Annotated in this window: 21 protein-coding genes, 1 rRNA gene and 1 other RNA gene; 21 read left to right on the top strand and 2 right to left on the bottom strand. The window is 46.1% G+C overall.

Going from position 1 to position 23,880, the window contains the following annotated elements; all coding sequences use genetic code 11:
• Positions 1–97: 97 nt before the first annotated feature.
• Entirely contained in the window at positions 98–2,212 is a 2,115-nt protein-coding gene (locus tag AC1DLM_RS25175) for a transglycosylase domain-containing protein (protein ID WP_477571503.1), read from the bottom strand.
• A 285-nt stretch (positions 2,213–2,497) separates the two neighbouring features.
• Between AC1DLM_RS25175 and speE the strand changes: the two genes are divergently transcribed.
• The 4 genes from speE (at position 2,498) to argS (ending at position 6,761) form a co-directional block, all read left to right on the top strand.
• The gene (gene speE, locus AC1DLM_RS25170) at positions 2,498–3,325 is read left to right on the top strand and encodes a polyamine aminopropyltransferase (protein ID WP_056621986.1); all 828 of its coding nucleotides are present in this window, start codon (positions 2,498–2,500) and stop codon (positions 3,323–3,325) included.
• 641 nt (positions 3,326–3,966) lie between these two features.
• Complete coding sequence (locus AC1DLM_RS25165; protein ID WP_441991971.1) at positions 3,967–4,470, top strand: DinB family protein; 504 nt, start codon at positions 3,967–3,969, stop codon at positions 4,468–4,470.
• A gap of 201 nt (positions 4,471–4,671) precedes the next feature.
• Positions 4,672–5,082, top strand: a complete 411-nt coding sequence (locus AC1DLM_RS25160) for a YwiB family protein (RefSeq protein WP_171629087.1) — start codon at positions 4,672–4,674, stop codon at positions 5,080–5,082.
• Positions 5,083–5,087: 5 nt separating this feature from the next.
• Positions 5,088–6,761 carry an arginine--tRNA ligase gene (gene argS, locus AC1DLM_RS25155; protein ID WP_441991972.1) on the top strand — a complete coding sequence of 558 codons (1,674 nt, stop codon included), beginning with the start codon at positions 5,088–5,090 and terminating at the stop codon, positions 6,759–6,761.
• 110 nt (positions 6,762–6,871) lie between these two features.
• Here the strand turns inward: argS and AC1DLM_RS25150 are convergent, their stop codons facing one another.
• Positions 6,872–8,038 carry a S8 family peptidase gene (locus AC1DLM_RS25150; RefSeq protein ID WP_441991973.1) on the bottom strand — a complete coding sequence of 389 codons (1,167 nt, stop codon included), beginning with the start codon at positions 8,036–8,038 and terminating at the stop codon, positions 6,872–6,874.
• Positions 8,039–8,706: 668 nt separating this feature from the next.
• Here AC1DLM_RS25150 and rpoE point away from each other — a divergent pair.
• The 17 genes from rpoE to AC1DLM_RS25065 all read left to right on the top strand — a co-directional run.
• Positions 8,707–9,288, top strand: coding sequence for a DNA-directed RNA polymerase subunit delta (gene rpoE / locus AC1DLM_RS25145; RefSeq protein WP_441991974.1), 582 nt, complete (start codon positions 8,707–8,709; stop codon positions 9,286–9,288).
• A 340-nt stretch (positions 9,289–9,628) separates the two neighbouring features.
• Positions 9,629–11,230 carry a CTP synthase gene (locus AC1DLM_RS25140; RefSeq protein WP_056621971.1) on the top strand — a complete coding sequence of 534 codons (1,602 nt, stop codon included), beginning with the start codon at positions 9,629–9,631 and terminating at the stop codon, positions 11,228–11,230.
• Positions 11,231–11,393: 163 nt separating this feature from the next.
• On the top strand, positions 11,394–11,786 hold the full coding sequence (locus tag AC1DLM_RS25135) for a response regulator (RefSeq protein WP_056621969.1): 393 nt from the start codon (positions 11,394–11,396) through the stop codon (positions 11,784–11,786).
• A 134-nt stretch (positions 11,787–11,920) separates the two neighbouring features.
• Positions 11,921–12,775, top strand: a complete 855-nt coding sequence (gene fba, locus AC1DLM_RS25130; protein ID WP_065850891.1) for a class II fructose-1,6-bisphosphate aldolase — start codon at positions 11,921–11,923, stop codon at positions 12,773–12,775.
• A gap of 236 nt (positions 12,776–13,011) precedes the next feature.
• Positions 13,012–14,271, top strand: coding sequence for a UDP-N-acetylglucosamine 1-carboxyvinyltransferase (locus AC1DLM_RS25125; protein ID WP_441991984.1), 1,260 nt, complete (start codon positions 13,012–13,014; stop codon positions 14,269–14,271).
• Positions 14,272–14,333: 62 nt separating this feature from the next.
• Positions 14,334–15,632 (top strand): transcription termination factor Rho, encoded by a 1,299-nt coding sequence (rho, locus tag AC1DLM_RS25120; protein ID WP_441991975.1) that lies wholly within the window; start codon positions 14,334–14,336, stop codon positions 15,630–15,632.
• A 73-nt stretch (positions 15,633–15,705) separates the two neighbouring features.
• The gene (locus AC1DLM_RS25115; protein ID WP_441991976.1) at positions 15,706–16,980 is read left to right on the top strand and encodes a radical SAM family protein; all 1,275 of its coding nucleotides are present in this window, start codon (positions 15,706–15,708) and stop codon (positions 16,978–16,980) included.
• 220 nt (positions 16,981–17,200) lie between these two features.
• On the top strand, positions 17,201–17,398 hold the full coding sequence (rpmE, locus tag AC1DLM_RS25110; RefSeq protein ID WP_056621960.1) for a 50S ribosomal protein L31: 198 nt from the start codon (positions 17,201–17,203) through the stop codon (positions 17,396–17,398).
• Positions 17,399–17,489: 91 nt separating this feature from the next.
• Positions 17,490–17,894 carry a hypothetical protein gene (locus tag AC1DLM_RS25105; protein ID WP_477571502.1) on the top strand — a complete coding sequence of 135 codons (405 nt, stop codon included), beginning with the start codon at positions 17,490–17,492 and terminating at the stop codon, positions 17,892–17,894.
• 164 nt (positions 17,895–18,058) lie between these two features.
• Positions 18,059–18,322: signal recognition particle sRNA large type (gene ffs / locus AC1DLM_RS25100), an RNA gene on the top strand.
• Between the two features lie 173 nt (positions 18,323–18,495).
• Positions 18,496–19,932: an ATP-binding protein gene (locus AC1DLM_RS25095; protein ID WP_441991978.1), complete on the top strand. Its 1,437-nt coding sequence runs from the start codon at positions 18,496–18,498 to the stop codon at positions 19,930–19,932.
• 78 nt (positions 19,933–20,010) lie between these two features.
• On the top strand, positions 20,011–21,738 hold the full coding sequence (gene dnaX / locus AC1DLM_RS25090; RefSeq protein WP_477571501.1) for a DNA polymerase III subunit gamma/tau: 1,728 nt from the start codon (positions 20,011–20,013) through the stop codon (positions 21,736–21,738).
• A 20-nt stretch (positions 21,739–21,758) separates the two neighbouring features.
• A complete protein-coding gene (locus AC1DLM_RS25085; protein ID WP_028555044.1) occupies positions 21,759–22,070 on the top strand; it encodes a YbaB/EbfC family nucleoid-associated protein in 312 nt (103 codons plus the stop codon).
• A gap of 45 nt (positions 22,071–22,115) precedes the next feature.
• A complete protein-coding gene (gene recR / locus AC1DLM_RS25080) occupies positions 22,116–22,712 on the top strand; it encodes a recombination mediator RecR (protein ID WP_056621953.1) in 597 nt (198 codons plus the stop codon).
• A gap of 122 nt (positions 22,713–22,834) precedes the next feature.
• Positions 22,835–23,119 carry a DUF2508 family protein gene (locus AC1DLM_RS25075; RefSeq protein WP_477571500.1) on the top strand — a complete coding sequence of 95 codons (285 nt, stop codon included), beginning with the start codon at positions 22,835–22,837 and terminating at the stop codon, positions 23,117–23,119.
• Positions 23,120–23,122: 3 nt separating this feature from the next.
• Positions 23,123–23,392: a pro-sigmaK processing inhibitor BofA family protein gene (locus tag AC1DLM_RS25070; RefSeq protein WP_441991981.1), complete on the top strand. Its 270-nt coding sequence runs from the start codon at positions 23,123–23,125 to the stop codon at positions 23,390–23,392.
• 315 nt (positions 23,393–23,707) lie between these two features.
• Positions 23,708–23,880: ribosomal RNA gene (locus AC1DLM_RS25065) — 16S ribosomal RNA — on the top strand; the annotation flags it as partial.

Raw genomic sequence — 23,880 nt, 5'->3', positions numbered from 1 at the left:
ATACCCTAGTGTATGTTACCTCATATACTAGGACAGCAAAAAGGCAGGACTAAGACGCGCTTAGTACTGCCTTTTTGTGTTTTTATTTAGTGGAATGTTAGTCGTTCCACCAACGTTTTAGATCGTTCCACCAAGAGCCGTTATCGCCTTTGGAACCGGATTTTTGACCRCCTGCCGCATCTGGATTAGCAGGTTTGCCTGTACAATATGTCGTGGGTTCAGTACCCGTAAGGAAAGCCTCCATTTTGGAATTCGGACAGTCCTCATTAGACAATTTGCCGCTTAGCGGATCAATGTAAACCGTCGTCACACCTTCAGGGATCGGGAACAGCTTCGGCGGAATCGCATCCAAAGTCTGTTCGGTGAAATCCGCGAAGATCGGTGAGGCGAGATGGGATTCCACCGTTGTGATATTGCGGCTCTTGTCATAGCCCACCCAGACTGCAGTGGAAAGCTCCGGCGTGAAGCCGACGAGCCAGGCATCCGTATCCGTTGTACCCGTTTTGCCGGCAATTGGCCGCTTAATCGTACTGGCTACACGGTTTCCCGTTCCACCCTCTTCGAACACACTTTCCATGAGATTAGTCATCACATAGGCAACAGCAGGTGGTATGACTTGCTCCTCCTTAGGTGTCGCTTCATATAAGACACGCCCATTGGCATCCTCGATTCGCAAAATCGCGGTCGTTTCATGATGCACGCCCTGATTCGCAATAGAGGCAAAGGCTGAAGCCATTTCCAGCGGACTCACGGGGAAGGAACCTAGCGCTAAGGAAGGCAGCGGCTTCATTGGCGAAGCAACCCCGAGCTTACGCGCGAAGTCGATGACCTTTTGTGGACCCACCTCGAGAATCGTATGCACCGCATAGATATTATCTGACTTCGAAATCGCCTGCCGCATATCAATATTCCCATTGGTATACTGGTCATTGAAATTTCTTGGCGTATATTGCTGGCGCCCTTCATCATAGGTAAATACCGTCGGTTCACTCTTGACCATGGAGACAGGTGTGAGGCCATTCATGAGTGCGACCATATACACGAATGGTTTAAAAGATGACCCTGGCTGTCGTGTATTCGACAGCACACGGTTGAATTGATTTTCTGCGTAGTCGCGTCCGCCAACCATGGCTTTAATTTCTCCCGTGCGCGGGTCTACCGCGACCAGAGCAGCCTGCAGCTCGGGCTTGCCTTCAAGCTGCTTCGTGATGACATTCTCCGCAATTTGCTGAGCATTTTTATCCAGCGTGGTATAGATGCGAATGCCGCCTTCATCGAATTGTTCTTCCGAGATGCCGAGCTTTTCCGTCGCTAGGTTACGTACATAATCCCTGAAATAAGGGGCAGCGGAAGGCTTCTTTTTCGTTAACGGCAGAATCGTTAGCTTTTCCTTGCTAGCAGCGTCAGCGGCGCTTTGGGTAATAAAGCCGCTGTTCACCATCGTCTGGAGAACGACCTTTTGCCGATCCATCGCATTTTGCAAATCATAATAAGGGGAATAGTAACGCGGTCCTTTCGGCACCCCAGCGATCATTGCGCTCTCTGCTAGGGTTAATTCACTGGCATGCTTGCCGAAGAAAAGCTCGGACGCAGTCTCAATGCCGTAGGTCGAATGCCCATAATAGATTTGATTCAAATAATCAGCAAGGATATCATCTTTACTGAGCTGCATTTCCATTTGAATGGCGTACACGGTTTCTTTGATTTTACGGGTCCACGTACGATCATGAGTTAAGTATAAATTACGAGCTAACTGCTGCGTGATCGTGCCAGCTCCTTGCACCTTGGCCATCGCCTGAACATTCACAATGGCTGCGCGTGCTACCGCTTTAACGTCCACGCCGAAATGATCGTAGAAATGTTGATCCTCCACGGCGAGCGTTGCATGTATTAAGTAAGGTGAGATGTCATTTAATGAAACCACCTGTCGATTTTCCCCTGAATAAAAGGTATCAATGACCTCGCCGTGTACATCATACATCTGGGAGGTTTGCATCGTTTTGGTGACGGGAAGTGTTTGGGAGCGCAAATAAACTAGAAAGGCAGCGGCCCCGATAAGCATCAATAGGCTGCAGGTAAAGAAGAACGAAAAGGTCTTCTTGATTCGCCTCATCCACCGCATGGAAGCAGGAATCTCATCCTTCCGTCTGGCCGATTKTGTTTCTKGTGTTTGTTGGCGTGGCTTCTCATTCGTATTCTCATTATCGGACATGCTTCGCTTGCCTCCTTTCTCCTTGCCCAAAGGCGCTATTACCCAGTATGGAAAAGCATGGCAGTCCGTATTCAATGAATTGTAAATATTTTTTGTTAATTGGCCAAAAGATTGAGGAAAATATTGCATTTTGGGGGTAATGAACTATAATACAATTTGTGCGTGTGAGAGGACTGGGAAATACAACTCAAACTCGTATGACTTTTCCAACTGGTGGAACACTGTTAGTGATAACGAATGTCTGGAATTATTCATCCAAATAGAGAAGCGAAAGAAGGGTTACATATGGAATTATGGTATACAGAGAAACAAACCGATAGCTTCGGTATTACAGCGAAAGTCACGGAGACTTACGTCAGAGAGCAAACAGATTTCCAAGATCTTTCCATGATTGAAACCGAAGAGTGGGGCACAATGCTTACACTAGACGGCATGGTTATGACAACAGTGAGAGATGAATTCGTTTATCATGAAATGGTTGCTCACCCAGCGCTTGTTACTCACCCGAACCCAGAGTACGTACTCGTAGTAGGCGGCGGAGATGGCGGCGTTATTCGTGAAATCATGAAGCACCCGAAAGTGAAGAAAGCCGTTCTTGTTGATATCGATGGCAAAGTTATCGAGTACTCCAAGAAATACCTGCCAACAATCGCTGGCGAATTGGACAACCCGCGCGTTGAAGTTATCGTTAACGATGGTTACATGCACATCCACGATCACAAAAACACTTACGATGTCATCATGGTCGATTCCACAGAGCCTGTAGGTCCAGCTGTTGAGCTGTTCTCCAAAGGTTTCTACCAAGGCATCTTCGATGCGTTAAAAGAAGACGGAATCTTCGTGGCTCAAACGGATAACCCATGGTTCAAAGCGGATTTGATCCAAACGGTAAATCGCGACGTGAAAGAAATTTTCCCGATCGTTCGTGTGTACAGTGCGAATATCCCTACGTACCCAAGCGGTTTATGGACATTCACAATGGGCAGCAAAAAGCACGATCCGCTTCAAGTAGAAGAATCAGCAATCCCTGAATTCCCAACGAAATACTACACACCACGCTTGCACAAAGCAGCTTTCGTATTGCCTAAGTTTGTTGAAGATTTGATTAAATAAGCTGCGGAATCGCGGATAAATAAGATTTGAATAGAAAAGGGAGCCGATTTGTCGGCTTCTTTTTTGCGTGTTGGCCACGCAAGCCGCCCCCAACCCCCAAACCTCAAATCCACATAGTTACACACTAACGCATCCCCCAACCCTCAGCTCTATCCAACTCCTCCACCCATCCCGATCCCCGTCCACTTGCCGACCGCCGACTTACCAATGAAGCGGAACTACGGTGCGCTATTTGAGCTGTATTTGTCATTTTCAGACTCGAGAGGAACGTCAGTACGCTAATTCAGCTAATTTGCATAGTTCGCATCACTTTTAAGGAAAATAAGGTATCCACGTTCCCCTTTATCCCATATTCAGCTGCTTTTGAGCAGAATAACGCACTGACGTTCCCCTTCATGCATTCGGCGCCAACTCAACTCAACTAAACTCAACTAAACTCGCTTACGTTCCTTCAAGTAACAATTCTACTTTAAACAAATTTTAATCACTGCCATACAGCTGTCAGTAGCACCTAGTTATACTGTAAACATAAGGACAGGACATGAATCGCACCAAGCGCGAGCTTCGAGCACGAGTGCTCGTGCTAGTGCGAGCATCAAGATCAAGTGAGCCTGTACCGCCATCCCTAGGAGGTTTTATATATGTTTACGACAATTGAGAGTTTCATCCAAGAATACCAAATGGAATCGGCTACAACGCAGCAACTGCTAGATACATTAACAGATGCGTCCCTTAACCAAGTCCAAGCCGAAGGTTACCGTCCACTTGGTTATATTGCGTGGCATCTGGTTCACGCGGAGCGCGGTATGCTGTACGGAACAGGTCTGGAATTCGAATCGCCGGCTGCTGTAAGTGTGCCACCTGCAGAGGCAGCAGTCATTGCAGAAGCATATCGGACTACAACGCAGAACATACTCGGCGCGATTCGCACGCAATGGACAGACGAGAAACTGCAAGATGTAGTTACGATGTTCGGTATGCCATGGACGATCAGCACAACCCTATACAGCTTCTTGAAGCATGAAATTCATCATCGTGGTCAGCTGACGATTCTAATGCGCCAAGCAGGCCTTCCCGTTATCGGCGCCTACGGTCCAGCCAGAGAGCAATGGGCAGCGATCGGTAGACCCGTTCCAACGTTATAACACAGGAGCCTCCAAGTCCGTTTTCTACGGATCAGGAGGCTTTTTTTCATCTTTTTCCAATCACGAACTCGTCTCCAATCCTCTCAAACCCTTCCATGCATTGAATTTACTTATCCTTTCATATAAACTATTAGCTAACATGCCTACGTTGTGACACGAATTGTCATTCGTAGCAACAGAAGAAGAGGGGATTATCGAATCATGACGGACAAGCAGCGGGTGCGGATTCGAATCGAGAGTCGAAGCGGGAGTGAGACCACGGTGCAGAAGGCGCGCGGGGATCTGTACCGGAAAGGCGATCATACCTATATCCGCTATGAGGAAGAGCCGAACGAGCTTGGACGGACCGTGACGGTTATTAAGCTCGAAGATAATCAGATCCGTATTATTCGCCAAGGGGATGTACAAGCGGAGCAAACCTTCGTTCCTGGAGAGAAGCGGACGGGCTTTTATCACACACCACAGCTCCGAATGGAACTGGAAATTGAGACGCACAAGCTGACTTCGGAGGCCATCCATGGGATCGGTATTACGAGGTGGAGCTATGATCTATATGCATCAGGCACACATGCAGGAGCCTATCGAATCAAGTTGTTAATTCAGGAGGAGTAAGACAAATGGACGTTCTTAACGAAGTAAAAGCGAAAGTGAAGCAAGCAATTAAAGAGGCTGTTCTAGCGGCGGGTATCGTCTCCGAGGAGCAGTTGCCAGAAATCATTCTGGAAGTGCCGAAAGAGAAGACACATGGCGATTTCGCGACGAATGTAGCGATGCAGCTGACGCGTATTGCGAAGGTAAACCCAAGACAGATCGCGGAGCAAATCAGTGCCAACTTGAACAAAGACGCAGCTAATATATCCGAAGCGGCAATCGCGGGTCCAGGCTTTATTAATTTTAAAATGGATAATGTTTACCTCTACCCAGTGATTGCTGATGTTGCAAAGCTCGGTGACCGCTATGGAGAATCGAACGGAGGTCAAGGACTTAAAGTGCAAGTGGAATTCGTTAGTGCGAATCCCACGGGCTCCTTACATCTTGGACATGCCCGTGGCGCAGCCGTAGGTGACGTGCTATGTAACGTGCTGGATCTTGCCGGCTACAACGTATCTCGTGAATACTACATCAACGATGCGGGTAATCAAGTCATTAATTTGGCGAAATCCATCGAAGCACGCTATCTGCAAGCGCTTGGACAAGAAGCGGAAATGCCAGAGGATGGCTATTTTGGTGAAGATATCAAAGGATTTGCAACGGAACTCGCAGCTACAGAAGGCGATCGTCTACTGAGCTTGTCGGATGAAGAGCGTCGTGCTTATTTCCGTACGTATGGACTTGAGAAAGAGCTCGACAAAATCAAACGCGATTTAGGCCGCTTCGGTGTTCATTTTGACCACTGGTTCTCCGAGACGTCCATCTATGAAGACAATCTTATCCCGCCTGTACTTCAAGAGCTGCGCGATAATGGTCATATCTATGAAGAAGAGGGCGCAACGTGGTTGAATACGACACCGCTTGGAGATGACAAGAACCGTGTTTTGATCAAAAACGACGGATCCTTCACCTACCTTACGCCAGATATCGCTTACCACCGCAATAAATTCGGACGCGGCTACGACCGCTTAATTAATATTTGGGGCGCTGATCACCATGGCTACATCCCGCGGATGAAAGCAGCTATGACCGCTCTTGGCTTCGAAGCAGACCGTCTTGTCGTGCTGATCGCTCAAATGGTGAGCTTATTCCAGAATGGTGAAAAAGTTAAAATGTCCAAACGTACCGGCAAAGCCGTTACGATGGAAGACTTGATGGACGAAGTCGGCGTAGACCCGATTCGTTATTTCTTCGCGATGCGGAGCATGGACTCGCATTTGGATTTTGACATGGACTTGGCCGTTTCCCAGTCCAATGAAAACCCCGTGTTCTATGTGCAATATGCCCATGCACGGATTTGCAGCATCTTCCGCCAGGCGGAAGAGCAAGGGGTTCAAGTCCTTCCCCTGGAACAGGTTGACCTGTCCCAGCTGTCTTCGGAAGCCGAGTTCGACTTGCTTCGCAAGATCGGCGAGCTTCCGGAAGAGATCGCCATTGCGGCTGAGCAGTACGCGCCGCACCGCTTGATCCGCTATGTATACGAACTGGCAAGCCAGTTCCATAGCTACTATAGAGGCCACTACGTCATCACAGATGACGCAGCCTTAACACAAGCGCGCCTCGCGTTGCTCGGTGCGCTGCGCACGACCTTAGCCAACACGCTTCGCGTGGTTGGCGTGTCCGCCCCTGAGCGGATGTAACACCCGCTCAGCCAGAAGAAGCTCCCCTTGACCACTGGTCAAAAGGGGAGCTTCTTCTTTTTCTAAGCGCAGGAGGTACCCCTGCGCTTAAAAGCTGGCGCCGCGCCAGCTTACTCTTGCCCCGCCGCGCGGATCGCGCGCTGGGCGTTCAATTGCCCGGGCTGCCACCGGACGTTCGGGCGCTTGCTCAGCGGGAACGCGCAGCGGCGCAGCGCGTTTTTGATCTGCTGCGGTGACATGGCGCGCATGGAAAGCATTAAGGCGATAACGCCGCTTACATGCGCCGTTGCCATCGACGTGCCGCTGAGCTCGTTATATTTGCCGCCGATCCAAGCCGAATACACGCGCTCACCGGGGGCATAGATGTCGATTTGTGCTCCGCGATTGCTGAAGGGAGCAATCCGCCCTGTTCGTGTTGTGGCGCCTACGGAGACAACGTAGGGAAACCGAGCAGGGTAATCAATGGTTTTCTTCCGGCCATCATTACCAGAGGAGGCTACAATAACCTTCCCTCGGTAGTAAGCGTTCAAAACCGCTTGCTCCAGTGCAGGATTGTACGTCTTCATTCCGAAACTCATATTAATAATATCGAGGTCATTTTGGACGCACCAATCAATACCGGCGATGATATCAGATACATAGGCACTTCCATTTTGGTCAAAAGCTTTAACAGGATGAATAATAGATCGGGGAGCTACACCAATAATACCGGAATTACGGCCCGTTGCCGCAATAGTGCCCGCAATGTGTGTGCCATGCCCGTTATCATCATGGGGCATGAGCCTGCGATTTAATAAGTTGACGCCATGCGAGATTGAGTTTTGCAAATCAGGATGCTTATAGTCGATACCCGTATCAATGACGCCGACGTGAATATTTTTACCGACAGATTTACTCCAGATCTCAGGAGCACCAATTTGATCAACTCCCCAAGGGATGGTGCGTGCACGCGAGCTGGATAGAATAGTGGCTCGTTTCGGTACGGTCTTTCTACCTTTAACCTTATTTATAGTCAATTTCGTATCCGCTTCGATACGTGTCGTGCTTGTAAAGCTTCTGAGTTTTGTATCCGGACACAAGGTACAGGAAAAGGCGTGGATAATGTCTAGAGGCAGAACCAGGGATAGTCTGGGGAGTTCAGACGTCATGCGTAGGAGCTCTGATTTGCAGGCAAAGTAATCTGTGTTAGAGGTGAAATGGATAAGGTGCTTTCTAGCTGGTTGTTTAGTAAGACCTAGATCTTCATGGAGCAGATGAAGAAAGGTGGCTGTATCCATCGTGCCATCCCCCCGTTACAGCATATAATCATTATCTCCCCTATCCTATGTACAGGTCATCGAACTTGACCGTGTCATCGCCTTTATAGAGGTTGTCGAAAAGTCCAATTTTGATCACGAAGTAGTCCAAGTTCCGTATTCGACATCGAAGATTGAATTCAGCCGGAAATTCCGGTGCTCACTTAGCTTCCACTACGCTCCGCTCCTCATTTCCTAGGCTTCTCGGTGCTGAAAACCAGACTTTTTAACACGCACTTGTAGAAATAAATGGGTGCAGGGCCGTGTCAGATGCGTAGGTTCAACATAGGATACATAGAGAGGCGCGGGCAGGAGTGTCTCTTTCTCAGGTAGTGGAAACGACTGCTGTTCATCAGCAAGCGGTTCCTTTGGGTACAGTCGCAGGCGGAGGGGGACCTTTGCCTGTATTCCTTTTTATGGGTTGTTTTTAGATGTTAGGCAGCCGTTTATTTCAAAATATAGAATTTATATGTTTCACAATAGACAATAAATAGGCTATATTTCATGATAAACGCACTCGACCTACGAGGTCGGCGTAGACGTTTATTGTGGGGTAGTTGCAATTTTAGAAAAAATAGGTTTTACTTAATGAAGATATTGGTTATGGTAGATAACGTAGTCAAGAAATGATCGAAAAGGATGTGCCTTAGATGAGCAGCGAATACACACTCAAAATCACCACAGAGCAAGCACGCGAAATGCCCATGGTGGATTTGGCGTTCGAATTGCTGAAGTCGGCGAATACGCCGTTTTACTACCGTGAACTTATGGCTGAAATTGCTAAAATAAAAGGGCTTTCTGAAGATAATGTCATGAATGTAATTGCCCAACTATATACGGAAATCAACATCGATGGACGTTTTGCTTGTGTAGGTACAAACCTATGGGGCTTGAAGCGTTGGTATCCAGTTGAGAAGTCCGACGATGCGGTTGGGAACGCGAAGCGTCCTAGAATTATCAACGATGAAGATGATGATCTGGATGAAGACGTCTATGCGGAAGAAGAAGATACATACGCAGAAGAAGACGAGTATGATGCATTTGGTACCGAAACCGAAGAGGAAGAAGAAGCGGAAGAGGATACTGAATTCTTCGAAGATGAAGAAATCGAAGAGGATCTTGGCGAAGCGGGTATCGAAGAGAGCGATGATACTGAGGATGACGTAGATGATTTGGATTCCGATGAGGATGAAGAAGATTTGGATGAAGACGACGAAGACGACAACAAATAACTTGTCTTGACAGTCCCTATACGTTCAGAGTAAACTATTGCATGGGCTTTAAAAGAATCTTAACAATTCGCGCATGCGTTCAAAAAGTGCCCCGTCACTACGGGTGTCACTTTTTTTGTTTTTTTGCGCTTTTTTTTTTGTGATTTGTTCATGAAAACACTTATTTAGCAGAAGCTAATGCTATTACACCTTTGTCCTGGCGACAACCAAGAGCTTATGCTGATGAAGCCAGTTTTCTAGCACCTTTTTACACTTATCTTCATGTTATAACGATGCCAGTAGCCTGGCGAAAATCTAAAGCGGAAGCTTACAAGCTTACAAATATAAGGAGGCGTACATAGTGACAAAATACATTTTCGTTACGGGAGGCGTAGTTTCATCCCTTGGCAAAGGAATTACAGCAGCTTCCTTAGGAAGACTGCTCAAGAACAGAGGTTTGAAAGTTACGATTCAGAAGTTCGATCCTTACATTAACGTGGACCCAGGAACCATGAGTCCTTATCAGCATGGGGAAGTTTTCGTAACAGATGATGGTGCAGAAACGGATTTGGATTTAGGTCATTATGAGCGTTTTATCGACATTAACTTGTCCAAAAGCTCGAACGTGACATCAGGAAAAGTGTATTCCTCTGTTATTACCAAAGAGCGCAGAGGCGAGTACCTAGGCGGAACTGTACAGGTTATCCCTCATATTACGAATGAAATTAAAGAACGTGTGATTCGCGCAGGTCGTGAAGCTGGGTCTGATGTGGTTATTACTGAAATCGGTGGTACTGTCGGGGATATCGAGAGCTTGCCATTCCTGGAAGCGATTCGTCAAATGAAAAATGATATCGGCCGCGAGAATGTCATGTACATTCACGTTACGTTGATTCCTTATATCAAAGCTGCTGGTGAAGTCAAAACAAAACCAACGCAACATAGCGTTAAAGAACTACGCGGCCTCGGTATTCAACCGCATGTAATTGTTTGTCGTACGGAACATTCTTTGACAGAAGATATGAAGCGTAAGCTCGCTTTGTTCTGTGATATCGATCCAGCTGCAGTTATTGAATGTAAAGATGCAGAAACGTTGTATGAAGTACCGATGATGCTTCGTGAGCAAGGTCTGGATGATTACGTTGTGAATCACTTGAAGCTCTCAACCAATCAACCAGATATGACAGAATGGGAAAGCCTTGTTCGCAAGGTGAAATCCTTAACCAAGAAGACCGAAATCGCCATCGTTGGGAAGTACGTAGCTCTTCACGATGCTTACCTTAGTATTGTTGAGGCACTTGGACACGCGGGTATCGACAATGACTCCGAGATTGATATTCGTTGGGTCAATGCAGAAGATATCTACGATCATAATGTGCATTCACTGCTTTCTGGTGTACAAGGTATCCTTGTACCAGGTGGATTTGGTGATCGCGGGATTGAAGGGAAAGTAGCGGCAATTCGCTATGCGCGTGAGAAAGAAATTCCGTTCTTCGGTATTTGTTTGGGGATGCAGGTCGCTGTTATCGAATATGCACGTTCTGTTTGTGGATTGGACGGCGCGAATAGCTCCGAGATTAATCCAACAACAGCCTACCCAGTAATTGATCTATTGCCAGAGCAGAAGGATATTGAGAATCTAGGCGGAACGATGCGTTTAGGTTTATACCCTTGTAAATTGACGCCTGGTTCACTTGCTGCGACGACGTACAATGATGAGCTAGTTTACGAAAGACATCGTCACCGGTACGAATTTAATAATGAATACCGCGAATTGGTTGAATCTGCAGGGTTGCGTATTTCGGGTACATCACCAGATGGTCGTCTGGTCGAGATGGTAGAGCTTCCTGGTCACCCTTGGTTCTTGGCTGTACAATTCCACCCGGAATTTACATCCCGTCCGAACCGTCCACAGCCACTTTTCCGTGAATTCGTGAAAGCTGCACAATTGATCGCTCGTTAAAATTTCACGTTGCTGACGGAGGAATCTCTCTCCTGATAATCAACTTTTATGTAAAACTTTTCAAAATAAATGCTCTCCTCGGAAGGAAAACGAAAATGAATAGCGAATATCTTGACTAATAGGTTTGGAACTTGTTATTCGTTTTCGGGAGGGGACTTGGCTGATGAAGAAAAAAGTGTTGGTAGTGGATGATCAAAATGGAATTCGTGTACTTCTCATGGAAGTGTTCAGTAACGAAGGGTACGATACCTATCAAGCCTCCAATGGCAAGTTGGCCTTGGAAATCGTAAGAAATGTATCGCCTGATCTCATACTACTAGACATGAAGATTCCCGGTATGGACGGACTTGATATTTTGAAGCATGTGAAAGAAATTGATGTTTCAATCAAAGTCATCATGATGACGGCATATGGTGAGCTGGATATGATCAAAGAAGCGACGGATTTAGGTGCGATCATGCATTTTACGAAGCCATTTGACATTGATGAGCTGCGCCTGGCTGTGAATATGCAATTGAATAATGAATCCAGCAGTGGTTTCGCAGTAGGATCCTAGTCATAGGGTCTTTTTTTTGTTTTGGAAAAATGAAGGCTTGGTTATCATTTGAAAAGTTATGTGCTATAATAACTCAGGTATGAACAGAGAGCGGTATGCGCATCTACTAAAGAGGTTCTAGGAGGAAGAGAAACATGGCATTGGTTTCAATGAATGATTTTTTACCTAAGGCAAAAGCAGGGAAATACGCGGTTGGTCAATTTAACATGAACAATCTTGAGTTTGCTCAAGCGATTGTGGAAGCTGCAATCGAACTGAACTCCCCGTTCATTTATGGTGTTAGCGAAGGCGCACTAAAATATATGGGCATCGAGTTTACTGTAGCTATTGCAGAAGCAGCAGCTAAGAAATCCGGTCTTCCGATCGCATTGCACTTAGACCATGGTAGTTCGTTTGAAGTAGCAATGAAATGTATCCGTGCAGGATTCAGCTCCGTTATGTTCGATGGTTCCCACTATTCTTTCGAAGAAAACATTCGTTTGACGAAAGAAGTTGTTAAAGCTGCTCGTGCTATGGGCGTATCCGTTGAGGGTGAGCTTGGAACAATCGGTGGCGTTGAGGATGACATTTCCGTTGATGAAGAGCACGCTAACCTTGCAAAACCAGAAGAAGCGATTCGTTTCTACGAAGAAACAGGCGTGGATTGTTTGGCAATCGCAGTAGGTACTGCACATGGTATGTACGCTGGCGAGCCGAACATTCACTTTGATATTATTGAAGCAGTTTCCAAAGCGATCCCAGTTCCAGTTGTCTTGCATGGTGGATCCGGCGTTCCAGACGAAATGATCCGTAAATCAATTGCAGCAGGCGTTGGCAAAATCAACGTGAACACAGAGAACCAAGTGGCATGCACAGAAAGTATCCGCGCAGCTCTGAACAAAGATGCTAAAATTTATGATCCTCGTAAATATCTAACCCCAGCTCGTAGCGCTATGATCGAAGTAGTAAAATCCAAAATTCAATTGTTCGGAAGCAGCAACCAAGCTTAATTCCAAATTGTATAGACAGGATAGGAAATGCAGTAATACACAGATGGATGGTCGACAATCGTTGCCGTCTGTCTGTGTCATTGCGGGCGTTTCCTTCTTCTATTTGTTGTATTTTACCTCGCACTCATCTATTACTTCCTTATTTTGTGGATTTCCGTCCAATTTTTTGTGAGATTTAGTAGGATCTGTTGATTTAACTTTAGTGAGAAGGCACCTGGTTTAGGGGGAGAAGTATGTTGGAGAAATTAATGGTGGTCGGTGGACGCCCACTACGGGGAACTGTTCAAATTAGTGGAGCAAAGAATAGTGCCATTGCACTTATTCCAGCCGCAGTACTTGCAGAAACACCAGTAACGTTGGATAACCTTCCACATTTAAGCGATGTGGCTATATATACAGAAATTCTGACTGACTTAGGAGCAACAATCGATTGGAACGAGGATCGGATGACGATTGATCCGACTCATATGAAGCCTATGGCTATGCCGAATGGCAAAGTGAAGAAGCTGCGCGCTTCCTATTATTTGATGGGTGCTCTTCTGGGTAGATTTGGTGAGGCAACGATTGGTCTTCCAGGTGGATGTAATTTCGAACCGCGTCCGATTGATCTACATATTAAAGGGTTTGAAGCACTAGGCGCTGTGGTAAGTAACGAAAACGGAGCCCTTCATATTCGTGCTAAGGAACTGCGTGGTGCTAAGATTTACTTAGATATGGCGAGTGTCGGCGCTACGATCAATATTATGCTGGCAGCTTCACGTGCCAAAGGGTTAACTACGATTGAAAATGCGGCGAAAGAGCCTGAAATTATAGATGTAGCAACACTTTTGAACTCCATGGGTGCGAAAATTAAAGGTGCGGGTACGGATACAATTCGGATTGAAGGGGTGTCTGAGCTTCACGGCTGCCGTCATTCCATTATCCCAGACCGTATTCAAGCGGGAACGTATATGATTGCTGCAGCGGCGACGCGCGGCGATGTTACCGTAGATAATGTAATTCCGAAGCATTTAGAAGCTTTGACAGCGAAGCTGCAAGAAATGGGTGTTCATGTTTATGAGATGGATGAATCCATTCGCATCGTAGGTCAGCCTATCTACGAAAGCGTAGATGTGAAAGCATTAATTTACCCTGGGTTTGCAACGGATTTGCAATCACCAATGTCTAGCCTGCTGTGCCAAGCAAAGGGTGTTAGTGTATTAACAGATCATGTGTATAGTAATCGATTTAAGCATATTCCAGAGCTAGTGCGCATGGGTGCTAAGATAAGAGTGGAGGGGCGTTCGGCCATTATTGAAGGCTCGCAGCTGAGCTCAGCCAAAGTAAGAGCGACAGATTTGCGTGCAGGAGCAGCTTTGGTAATTGCTGGCCTCAGTGTAATGACAGGCGGGATCACGGAAGTGTCGGGTGTAGAGTTCATTGATCGCGGATACGAAAACTTAGTATTTAATCTATCTTCCCTAGGAGCCGAAGTTTGGCGTGAGAACGAGGAATAAAGTTCCAGACATCAGGCAATGCTAGAATCCAATTGAAAATTTAATAGTTTGGTGGTTGAAACATGAGCATGCAGCTTGCTGAGCTTGAAGTACTCAAGCTTACTGAATTATATAAACTAGCTAAGAAACATCAGATTCCTTATTACGGTACGTTGAAGAAAAGAGAACTCATTTTTGCCATTTTACGTGCACAAGCAGCAGAGAGTGGATTCTTGTTCATGCAAGGTGTCTTGGAAATTTTGCAGGAAGGATTTGGATTCTTGCGTCCAATTAACTACCTTCCCAGCTCAGAAGATATCTATATTTCAGCCTCTCAAATTCGCAAATTTGATTTGCGCTCAGGTGATATTGTATCTGGGAAATGTCGACCGCCTAAGGAGAATGAGCGCTACTATGGACTTCTCCAAGTCGAAGCAGTGAATGGTGAGAAGCCTGAAACGGCTGCAGAACGCTTGCATTTCCCTGCACTAACGCCGCTATATCCAGATACTCGGATTACACTTGAGACCGAGCCTACCAAGATTTCGATGCGGATTATGGACTTGCTTGCTCCTGTCGGTTTGGGTCAGCGCGGACTTGTTGTGGCACCTCCTAAAGCGGGGAAAACATTATTGCTCAAAGAAATCGCAAACAGTATTTCTACCAACTATCCCGAGATTGAGCTATTCGTTCTGTTGATTGACGAGCGTCCTGAGGAAGTTACCGATATGCAGCGCTCTGTCAAAGGTGAAGTCGTTGCCTCAACTTTCGATGAGCTTCCAGAGAATCATATTAAAGTTGCTGAACTTGTCTTAGAACGTGCTATGCGTCTAGTTGAACATAAGAAAGATGTCGTTATCCTACTCGATAGTATTACGCGCTTAGCAAGAGCGTATAACCTCGTAGTGCCGCCTTCAGGCCGGACATTGTCCGGTGGTGTTGATCCCGCTGCTTTCCACCGTCCTAAGCGTTTTTTCGGAGCAGCTCGTAACATTGAAGAAGGCGGCAGTTTAACTATTCTTGCTACAGCACTTGTTGAAACCGGTTCACGTATGGATGACGTCATTTATGAAGAATTTAAAGGGACAGGTAATCTGGAACTTCATCTCGATCGCAAGATGGCGGAGCGCCGTATCTTCCCTGCTATTGATATTCGTCGTTCAGGGACTCGGCGCGAGGAAGCGTTGCTCGGCAAAGATGAGCTCGAGAAAGTATGGGCACTTCGCAAAGGCATGAATGATTCACATGAGTATACCGAAGCCTTTATTAAGAAGCTTGCGGATACGAAGACGAATCAAGAGTTTTTAGACTCGCTGGCCTCCCCAGGGGCGGGAGCGTCAACCCAGCAACATAAAGGCAAAGTCAAAAACTCAGCATCTTAAGCTTTAGTTAAACGACACTTAGTAAGAAAGTTTGCGTGTTCGTTTACTTTAACGTACAAAGAGGAGTACCGTTATGAACTTGGTTTATTCAGATTCACAAGGAAATGTATTTGATCATCCTGATTATTTCGCGCTTGGTCGAAATGCAGAAATGATTACCGAAATATTAGATGAAGAACTGATCCCTCTACCTGAAGGATCAACACTCGTGAGTCTACCCTTCACGCGCCCTGTTGGCATTGATGCTGCAACAGGTGAGATGAAGCTGGTAGAGGGTGATTATCACGCGGTAGGAGCGTTGCTTCCACAAGGCTTCACACGACTGCTTCTCCCAGGGTATGTGAAGTCCGATAAGACGAAGGCATTGCCTTTGTTCGGTTATACCGCTGTCGTGTGGAAAGAAGACGGCTTCTACGTAGCCGCGCGTTTGACCGACAATCCGTACTTCTGGAATCCGATTCATTGTGATCCAGATGAGCTCGAGGTTGAAGTCAAACGGTTAGTCGCCAAGTATCCGGAGAATCGCTTGTATGCGCATTTGTCGAACTGTGCACTGGGCTACGAGTGCTTGACCGCTTCGAACACGTTCCTACAACGTTGGGAAGGGGCTGTCCCTGTTTCCTACTCCTGTAATGCAGGCTGCTTCGGATGCATCTCGGAACAGCCAGACGAGAGTGGCTTTGTTGCTCCGCAGACGCGGATGAACTTCAAGCCGAAGGTCGAAGAAATTACCGAGATCATGTTGGAACATCTGCGTACGCCGGAGAGCATTATCTCCTTCGGGCAAGGCTGTGAAGGGGAACCAAGCACGCAGGCTGTCATCATTATTGATGCCATCAAGCGAGTGCGCGAGCAAACGAAGATGGGCTATATCAATATCAATACGAATGCGGGCCTTACGGACCATATCCGCGGCATTGTCGATGCAGGTCTAGATCTAATGCGTGTAAGCACGATCAGCGCTCTGGATGATCACTACAACGCTTATTACAAGCCAAGAGCTTATACTCTTAAGAATGTCGAGAAATCCCTTCGCTATGCAACCGACAAAGGGGTCATCACATCGATCAACTATCTCGTATTCCCAGGTGTTACCGATCGGGAAGAAGAGATCGAAGCGATGATTGAATTTGTACGCAGAACGGGATTGAAATTGATTCAATTGCGCAACCTGAATATTGACCCTGAGAGCTATCTAAGCATTATCCCTAAGGCTCAGGGAGAACTGCTAGGAATGAAGCAAATGATCGAAATTTTTGAGCAAGAATTGCCGGAGGTTGTCATTGGTTCGTACTCCCACACGCCGAAGTTTTACACGAGTGATCGTACGCTCACAACGGTGTTATAAACCATCTCGGTGGAAGTATTACCCGATCGATTTTCCAAAAAATAGAGATGCTTGTTTCACTCGATATTGCGGCTATTTTTCTTGATAAACGCACTCGCCCAAAGAGGGCGAAGGAGTCGTTTATTGTGTTGCATCTAGGCTTGCGAATATGCTACAATGCAATAGTACGTCCATTAACTCTGTTTCAGCAAATGATTCAGGGCGGAAAGAGGTGAACCAAATGAAAGCAGGAATTCATCCTACTTATCATGCAACCACAGTGACTTGCGCTTGTGGTAACGTGTTCGAAACGGGTTCAATCAAGCCAAATCTTCGTGTTGAGATTTGCTCCAATTGTCATCCTTTCTACACTGGTAAACAAAAGTTTATCGATGTAGGCGGCCGTGTCGACAAGTTCAAAAAGAAATACGGAATCTAATTGGCATCATTTGCTTGATTGCCAATCAGCATAAGACAACCTCCCTTGGTCATCCTAAGCTTAGGCTTAGAGTCCAATGGGAGGTGTTTTTATGTTCAAGGATCTAATTAAGCTTACAGGAGCTGCTATCCTTATAGCGAGTTTAGTAGGTTGTGGCACGGGGAATAACAAGAAAACGAATGATAATTCTACGTATAAAGTTCAGAATTATAAGCAAGACGGTATGTTGGGTATTACAAGTGTTAACCCGAATGATCCGATGAATCCGACCTATCATCATTACGAGGATGATACGAATCTCATGAAGGCAGTGCTTGCTCAGCTGCCAGGCATCGAGAAGACCAATATTGCGATCAATGGTCCTTCTGCCAATGTGAAAATTAAACCACAAGCAGCTTTGACGGCGGCCCAAGTTGAAGAATTGCGGTCGCAGGCTCAAATGGCATTAGAGACGAATATGCCGCGGTATAAGATACAAGTAAGAATGGATCGCTAGTTGGAGTGACTTAAGCTAACGCTAAAGATCCCAAAGCAGAGAGACTTAAGCTAACGCTAAAGATCCCAAAGCAGAGAGACTTTAACTAACGTTAAAGATCCCTATATATGGTACTTTTTCCCCTTAGGTTGCTATTTGGCAGTGAATCAGATATACTATTTTTACTGTGCTAGACGGGGAGGTAGCGGTGCCCTGTAACTCGCAATCCGCTGTAGCGAGGTTGAATTCCTGTTAGCGGTACTGTGATGTGAGGTCTGGCTCTTACACGTGGTGTTGAGAGTTGGGTCCTTCGCAATGGATGCTCATGAACCCGGTCAGGTCTGGAAGGAAGCAGCCGTAAGTGAGATGTTTCATGTGCCGAGGGGCTGCCTGATTTGAGCCAACGATAAGAGTTCGCTTGTATCACTTTATCAATAACAGGTGCACGGTGTAATCATACCGTATATGTAAGAACACATAACCGAAACGCCAGCAATTAGGGCGTTTTTTCTTTTGCCTTTTGCAGGAAAAATATGACTTTACAGAGAATCTTTATACAATACGTACATGGACTGATGCTACTCGGAGATGTTCGAAAAGAGAAAGTGAAGGAGCTGTTGACATGCCCATTCATTCGCCTCAGATGTACTCGGTATCGATGAACGAACTGCGGAAACTGTTCAATCACAGCATACAAACCGGTATGGTAATGGTTGATGAAGATGAGAAGTTGTTACTCGTCACGGATCAGCTCTTGAAAGTTTCAGGATATTCAGCAGATGAAATTACTGGTGTTCCCTGCCCTCAATTTTTTAAGATGAGGGCTACTTTGCGTGAGTTATACGAATTTCATTTTAGGGATGAAGCGGATGTTGGGGAGTGGCCCCATGGTTTTCTACTAGGGAAGAATGGGGAAATGATCTATTTTCAGTTCTCCATGCTCAAGCTCCAATGCGAGGATAGAAGTATATATTTATTATCATTAAAAAATAAAGAAGAAGGAACAGCATTAAACTTGCTGCAGCGCTTTTCGGATGCCTTTTTGAAAGACATCAACTTGGGTGTGTTATTAATTAATATGGATTACCGACTTGCTGACATTAGTGATCGCGCCTGCCAAATGCTGGCCATGGAGAAGGAGCATATCCGCAACAAGTCGCTGGATGAGATTTTTGCCACAGTTCCGAGTCAGCACCAGCTCGTGCAGCGAACGATTCTGAATGGAGCGATAGTCCGCAATCACGCCGTTTCCTGGACGAACAATCAAGAACGGTTTGATTTGCTGCTGGATTCTAATGTTTTGAAGGATAGTCAGGGGAACATTGTGGGGGCTTACATTATTTTCAAAGATGTTACGAATATGCGCTCATTGGAACAAATGGTTCAGCGAAGCGATCGTCTAGCGATGATCGGGCAAATTGCTGCAGGAACAGCGCATGAAATCCGTAATCCACTAACGTCAATTAAAGGGTTCTTACAGATGCTGCGTCGTACATTCGGTGACCGTGGCATGGACAAAGAACAGAATTTTACAGATGTCATGTTGGGAGAAATTGATCGGATTAATGCACTAGTGAATGAATTTCTGATGTTGAGCAAGCCCAAGCATGTGGCCTATGAGCGTATTGGTGTGACGGAAGTCCTGCGTGGCATCGTGCCGGTTATTCAGAATGAGGCGATCCTCTATAATGTTCAACTTCACTATGAGGCTTCCACCCACCTCCCTGAGGTGACGGCAGATATCGAGCTATTGAAGCAAGTTTTCTTGAATGTTTGCAAAAATGGAATCGAAGCCATGCCCGATGGTGGGATATTGACGATTTCGGAGCGTGTAGACACGACAGATCGAAATGTGTGTGTGGATATTCATGACACAGGTACAGGGATTCCGATGTTCGTCATTGATAAAATCTTTGATCCCTTCTTCACAACGAAGGATACAGGCACGGGGCTAGGGCTCTCTGTATGCCAACGTATCATTCATGATATGGGCGGGACGATTCGCGTAGCTGCCAAAGGCTTTGGAACGACATTTACCATCACGATTCCCTATATGTGATCCTCTATTTCATCCCTTGGAGCGTTATAGTATAATGGATACAGTCAATCCACGCAGGGATTATTGGAGAGGAACACTATGGCACACATTGCTTTGTATCGTACATGGAGGTCGCAGACGTTTCGTGATGTTGTCGGACAGCGGCATATCACACAAACACTGCAGAATTCGTTGCGGGAAAATCGCCTAACCCATGCTTATTTGTTTAACGGTCCCCGTGGAACGGGTAAAACAAGTACAGCCAAAATTTTAGCCAAAGCCATCAACTGTTTAAACGGCCCCTCGGAAGAGCCATGCAACCAATGCTCTGCCTGTGAGCGTATCACGGAAGGCGCAGTCATGGACGTTGTCGAGATCGATGCGGCATCCAACCGCGGTGTGGAAGAAATTCGTGATATCCGAGATAAAGTTAAATACGCACCCACCGAAGTCAGGCAGAAAGTGTACATTATTGATGAAGTGCATATGCTGACGACGGAAGCATTTAATGCCTTATTGAAGACGTTGGAAGAGCCGCCGGCGCATGTTATGTTTATTTTAGCAACAACGGAGCCTCATAAGATTCCCGCAACCATTATTTCTCGGTGTCAGCGCTTTGATTTTCGACGCGTTTCCATGGAGGATGAGGTAGGGCGTCTACAGTATGTTTGTGATCAAGAGCGCATTTCGATTGATAAAGAAGCTCTTCACTATATAGCAAGATTATCCGACGGCGGGATGCGGGATGCGTTAAGTCTGTTGGATCAGGCGGCATCGTTTGCAACAGGAGAAATACAGCTAGCTGATATTTTGTCGATTACGGGCGGTATTGCTTCCGATCAATTTAAGCGACTTGTCACGTATATCAAGGAACAGAATCTGGGGGCTGCTCTAGAGTTAATTGATACTTTCATGCAAGAGGGGAAGAGCGCAGACAAGTGTATTGAGAATTTGATTCATTATTTCCGAGATTTGCTGATGGTGCGCATGGTGCCGAATTCACCTGTGATCGCTGAACGCGTATTTGATATGGCAGAGCTTAAGGAGATTGCGAGTCACTTCACGCCAAGTGAGATGATGAGTATGATTGAAACACTGAACCATTATCAGAGTGAGATGAAATATTCGGTGCAACCGCAAACCTTATTAGAAATCGCTATTATGAAAATAAGCGGTGGCCACCGAGGATCGGACGGCTCAGTGGAAGTAGGGGCGCGTCAGCCGCAGGGTGATCTTTTTGCTCAAATGACCCAAAGAATGAAACAACTTGAAGATCAACTAGCTCTACTGGTAAAATCGGGAGTGAGTGTTGCTTCGGGTGAAAGTGCTAAGCAAGCGCCTGCGGCGAAAGTAGCCGTGGCCTCGGCACCTTCTAAGAAGTCAGGTCTTAAGCTTGATCCATACTTGAAGGCTTCTGAGAGTCCAGATACGAAGACGGCACTGATGAAGTGGAGTCAAGTGTTAGGTGATGTCAAAGAGAAGAAAATAACCGTTCATGCTTGGTTTGTTAATGGTGATTTGGTGGCTATGCTAGATGATGTTGTTCTTGTCGCATTTAAGAATGATATGCATCGTAATACAACGGAGAAGCCAGAGAATAAAGTCATTATTGAACAAGTGCTTTCTTGTGTATTTGGTAAGCCAATGCGTTTGTTGACCTTAATGCGTAAGGAATGGGATGATGCGAAGAGTGATGCGACGCACGCCCCGCCTGAAGAGATGGAATTAGTGGCTGAGGATGGTCGCGGAAACGCGGTCAAAGAAGAATGGATATCCGAAGCCATCCAATTGTTTGGTGAAGATCTAGTAACGATTAAAGAAGACTAACGATAAGGGAGCGATCTATAATGAATAACATGAACCAAATGATGAAGCAAGTGAAGAAAATGCAAGAGCAAATGATGAAGGCACAAGAAGAACTAGGCACCAAAATGATTGAAGGAACAGCTGGCGGCGGTGTAGTAACGTGTATCATCAACGGGCACAAGAAAGTACAAAGCATCACGATCAAACCAGAAGCAGTGGATCCAGACGATGTTGAAATGCTGCAAGATCTTGTGTTGACTGCAGTTAACGACGCAATGTCCAAAGCCGAAGAGATCGCTAACAAAGATATGGGCAAATTCACAGGCGGAATGAACATCCCTGGATTGTTCTAAGACAACCAAGAATCAACGACTCTGTACCATGAAGGAGTACTTCCTTTGTATTACCCCGAACCGATAGCGAAGTTAATCGATGCCTTCTCCCGCTTGCCGGGAGTAGGTCCCAAGACAGCGGGACGCTTAGCCTTTCACGTTCTTCGAATGAAAGAGGAAGACGTGATTGATTTTGCTAAATCGCTTGTTAATGTAAAACGGAACCTGCATTATTGCTCTGTGTGCTGCAATATTACCGATGTGGATCCTTGTCGTATTTGTCAGGATAAAAGCCGTGATAATTCCGTCATCTGCGTTGTGCAGGAACCGAAGGACTTGGTTGCGCTGGAGCGTACCAAAGAATTTGAAGGCTATTATCATGTACTGCATGGTGCCATCTCCCCTATGGAGGGCATTGGACCCGATCAAATTCATATCGCGGAATTACTCAAGCGTTTGGGTGACGAAACGGTACAGGAATTGATTCTGGCCACCAATCCGAATATTGAGGGCGAAGCCACGGCGATGTACTTATCTAGATTGATTAAACCGTTTGGGCTGCGTGTTACCCGTATTGCCCATGGCTTACCGGTAGGCGGCGATTTGGAGTATGCGGATGAGGTAACCTTATCCAAAGCGATGGAAGGCCGCAGGGAATTATAAAAGCATACATGTTAAGGAGAGCTGAGAAGCTCTCTTTTTTTCTGCCTGGAAAGTGTTCTGAAAATGCCATGATCCCCATAAGTATAGATCAACCCAATTGTGGGAGGAATGGAGGTTTGCCTATGAAACCGGCTCTATTAGGCATGCGTGGATTTAAGAGTCCGCGAGCGAAGACTGTTAAGGAAGAACTGAAACAGGACAAGATCATGTTGATTCAAGAGATACGTGCTGCGCATCAGACGTGGGTGGCGGCGCAAGCTCACTTTGAGTTCGCTTTGGACAAGGATCAGATCGACTATACAATTTACGCAATGGAAGCGGCAGAGAAGAGATTTGAAATGCTCATCAAACAAGCGAAGCGATTAGGGGTAAGCCTGATTGACAGCGATCATTTAATGGAGGTGTAAAGCATGATTCTTAAATATGCCATTTGGGGGGTGTTGATACTCTCCTCGCTTATGTTAGTGATGATTGTGTTTCGCAGCCGAGGTGGCGGTAGACTAGTAGCGTCATTAGGTCTAAATGTAGTAGTCGCAGCTTTTCTGTTATACGTACTGAATCTATTGAGCGGATATACACATATAGAGCTGCCTATTAATACGGCTACATTAGGGACGGCTACTATATTAGGGATCCCGGGTGTTATACTACTAATTGGTGTGAAATGGGCTTTGTTGTAACTGTAAATATAATACATCTACTATTGGGTTGACTCGACTGCGGCATCTGTGTTATCTTATAAAAGTTGCCGCTGAGACATGCGGAAATACAAAAGTAACTTGAGAAAAACAAGTTGCAAAAGAAAAGTAACTATGGTATATTGGTCTTCCGGCTTTCGAGAGAGAGCAGGTTGGACAAGAGTGATTGATCTTTGAAAACTGAACAACGAGTGAGTAAGCACAGTCGAGTAATCGACTATAAAAGAGATTGCAAAATCTCGCTAGCTTCAAATGAGCAATTAAGCTTTCAGATATACGGACGAGCAATCGTCCACTATTATGGAGAGTTTGATCCTGGCTCAKGACGAACGCTGGCGGCGTGCCTAATACATGCAAGTCGAGCGGGTTTATCCTTCGGGGTAAGCTAGCGGCGGACGGGTGAGTAACACGTAGGTAACCTGCCTTTAAGACTGGGATAACTATCCTGCCTTTAAGACTGGGATAACTAT

The organism is Paenibacillus sp. 01T442 (genome assembly GCF_056398345.1).
This window is presented reverse-complemented; position numbering and strand designations above follow the sequence as displayed.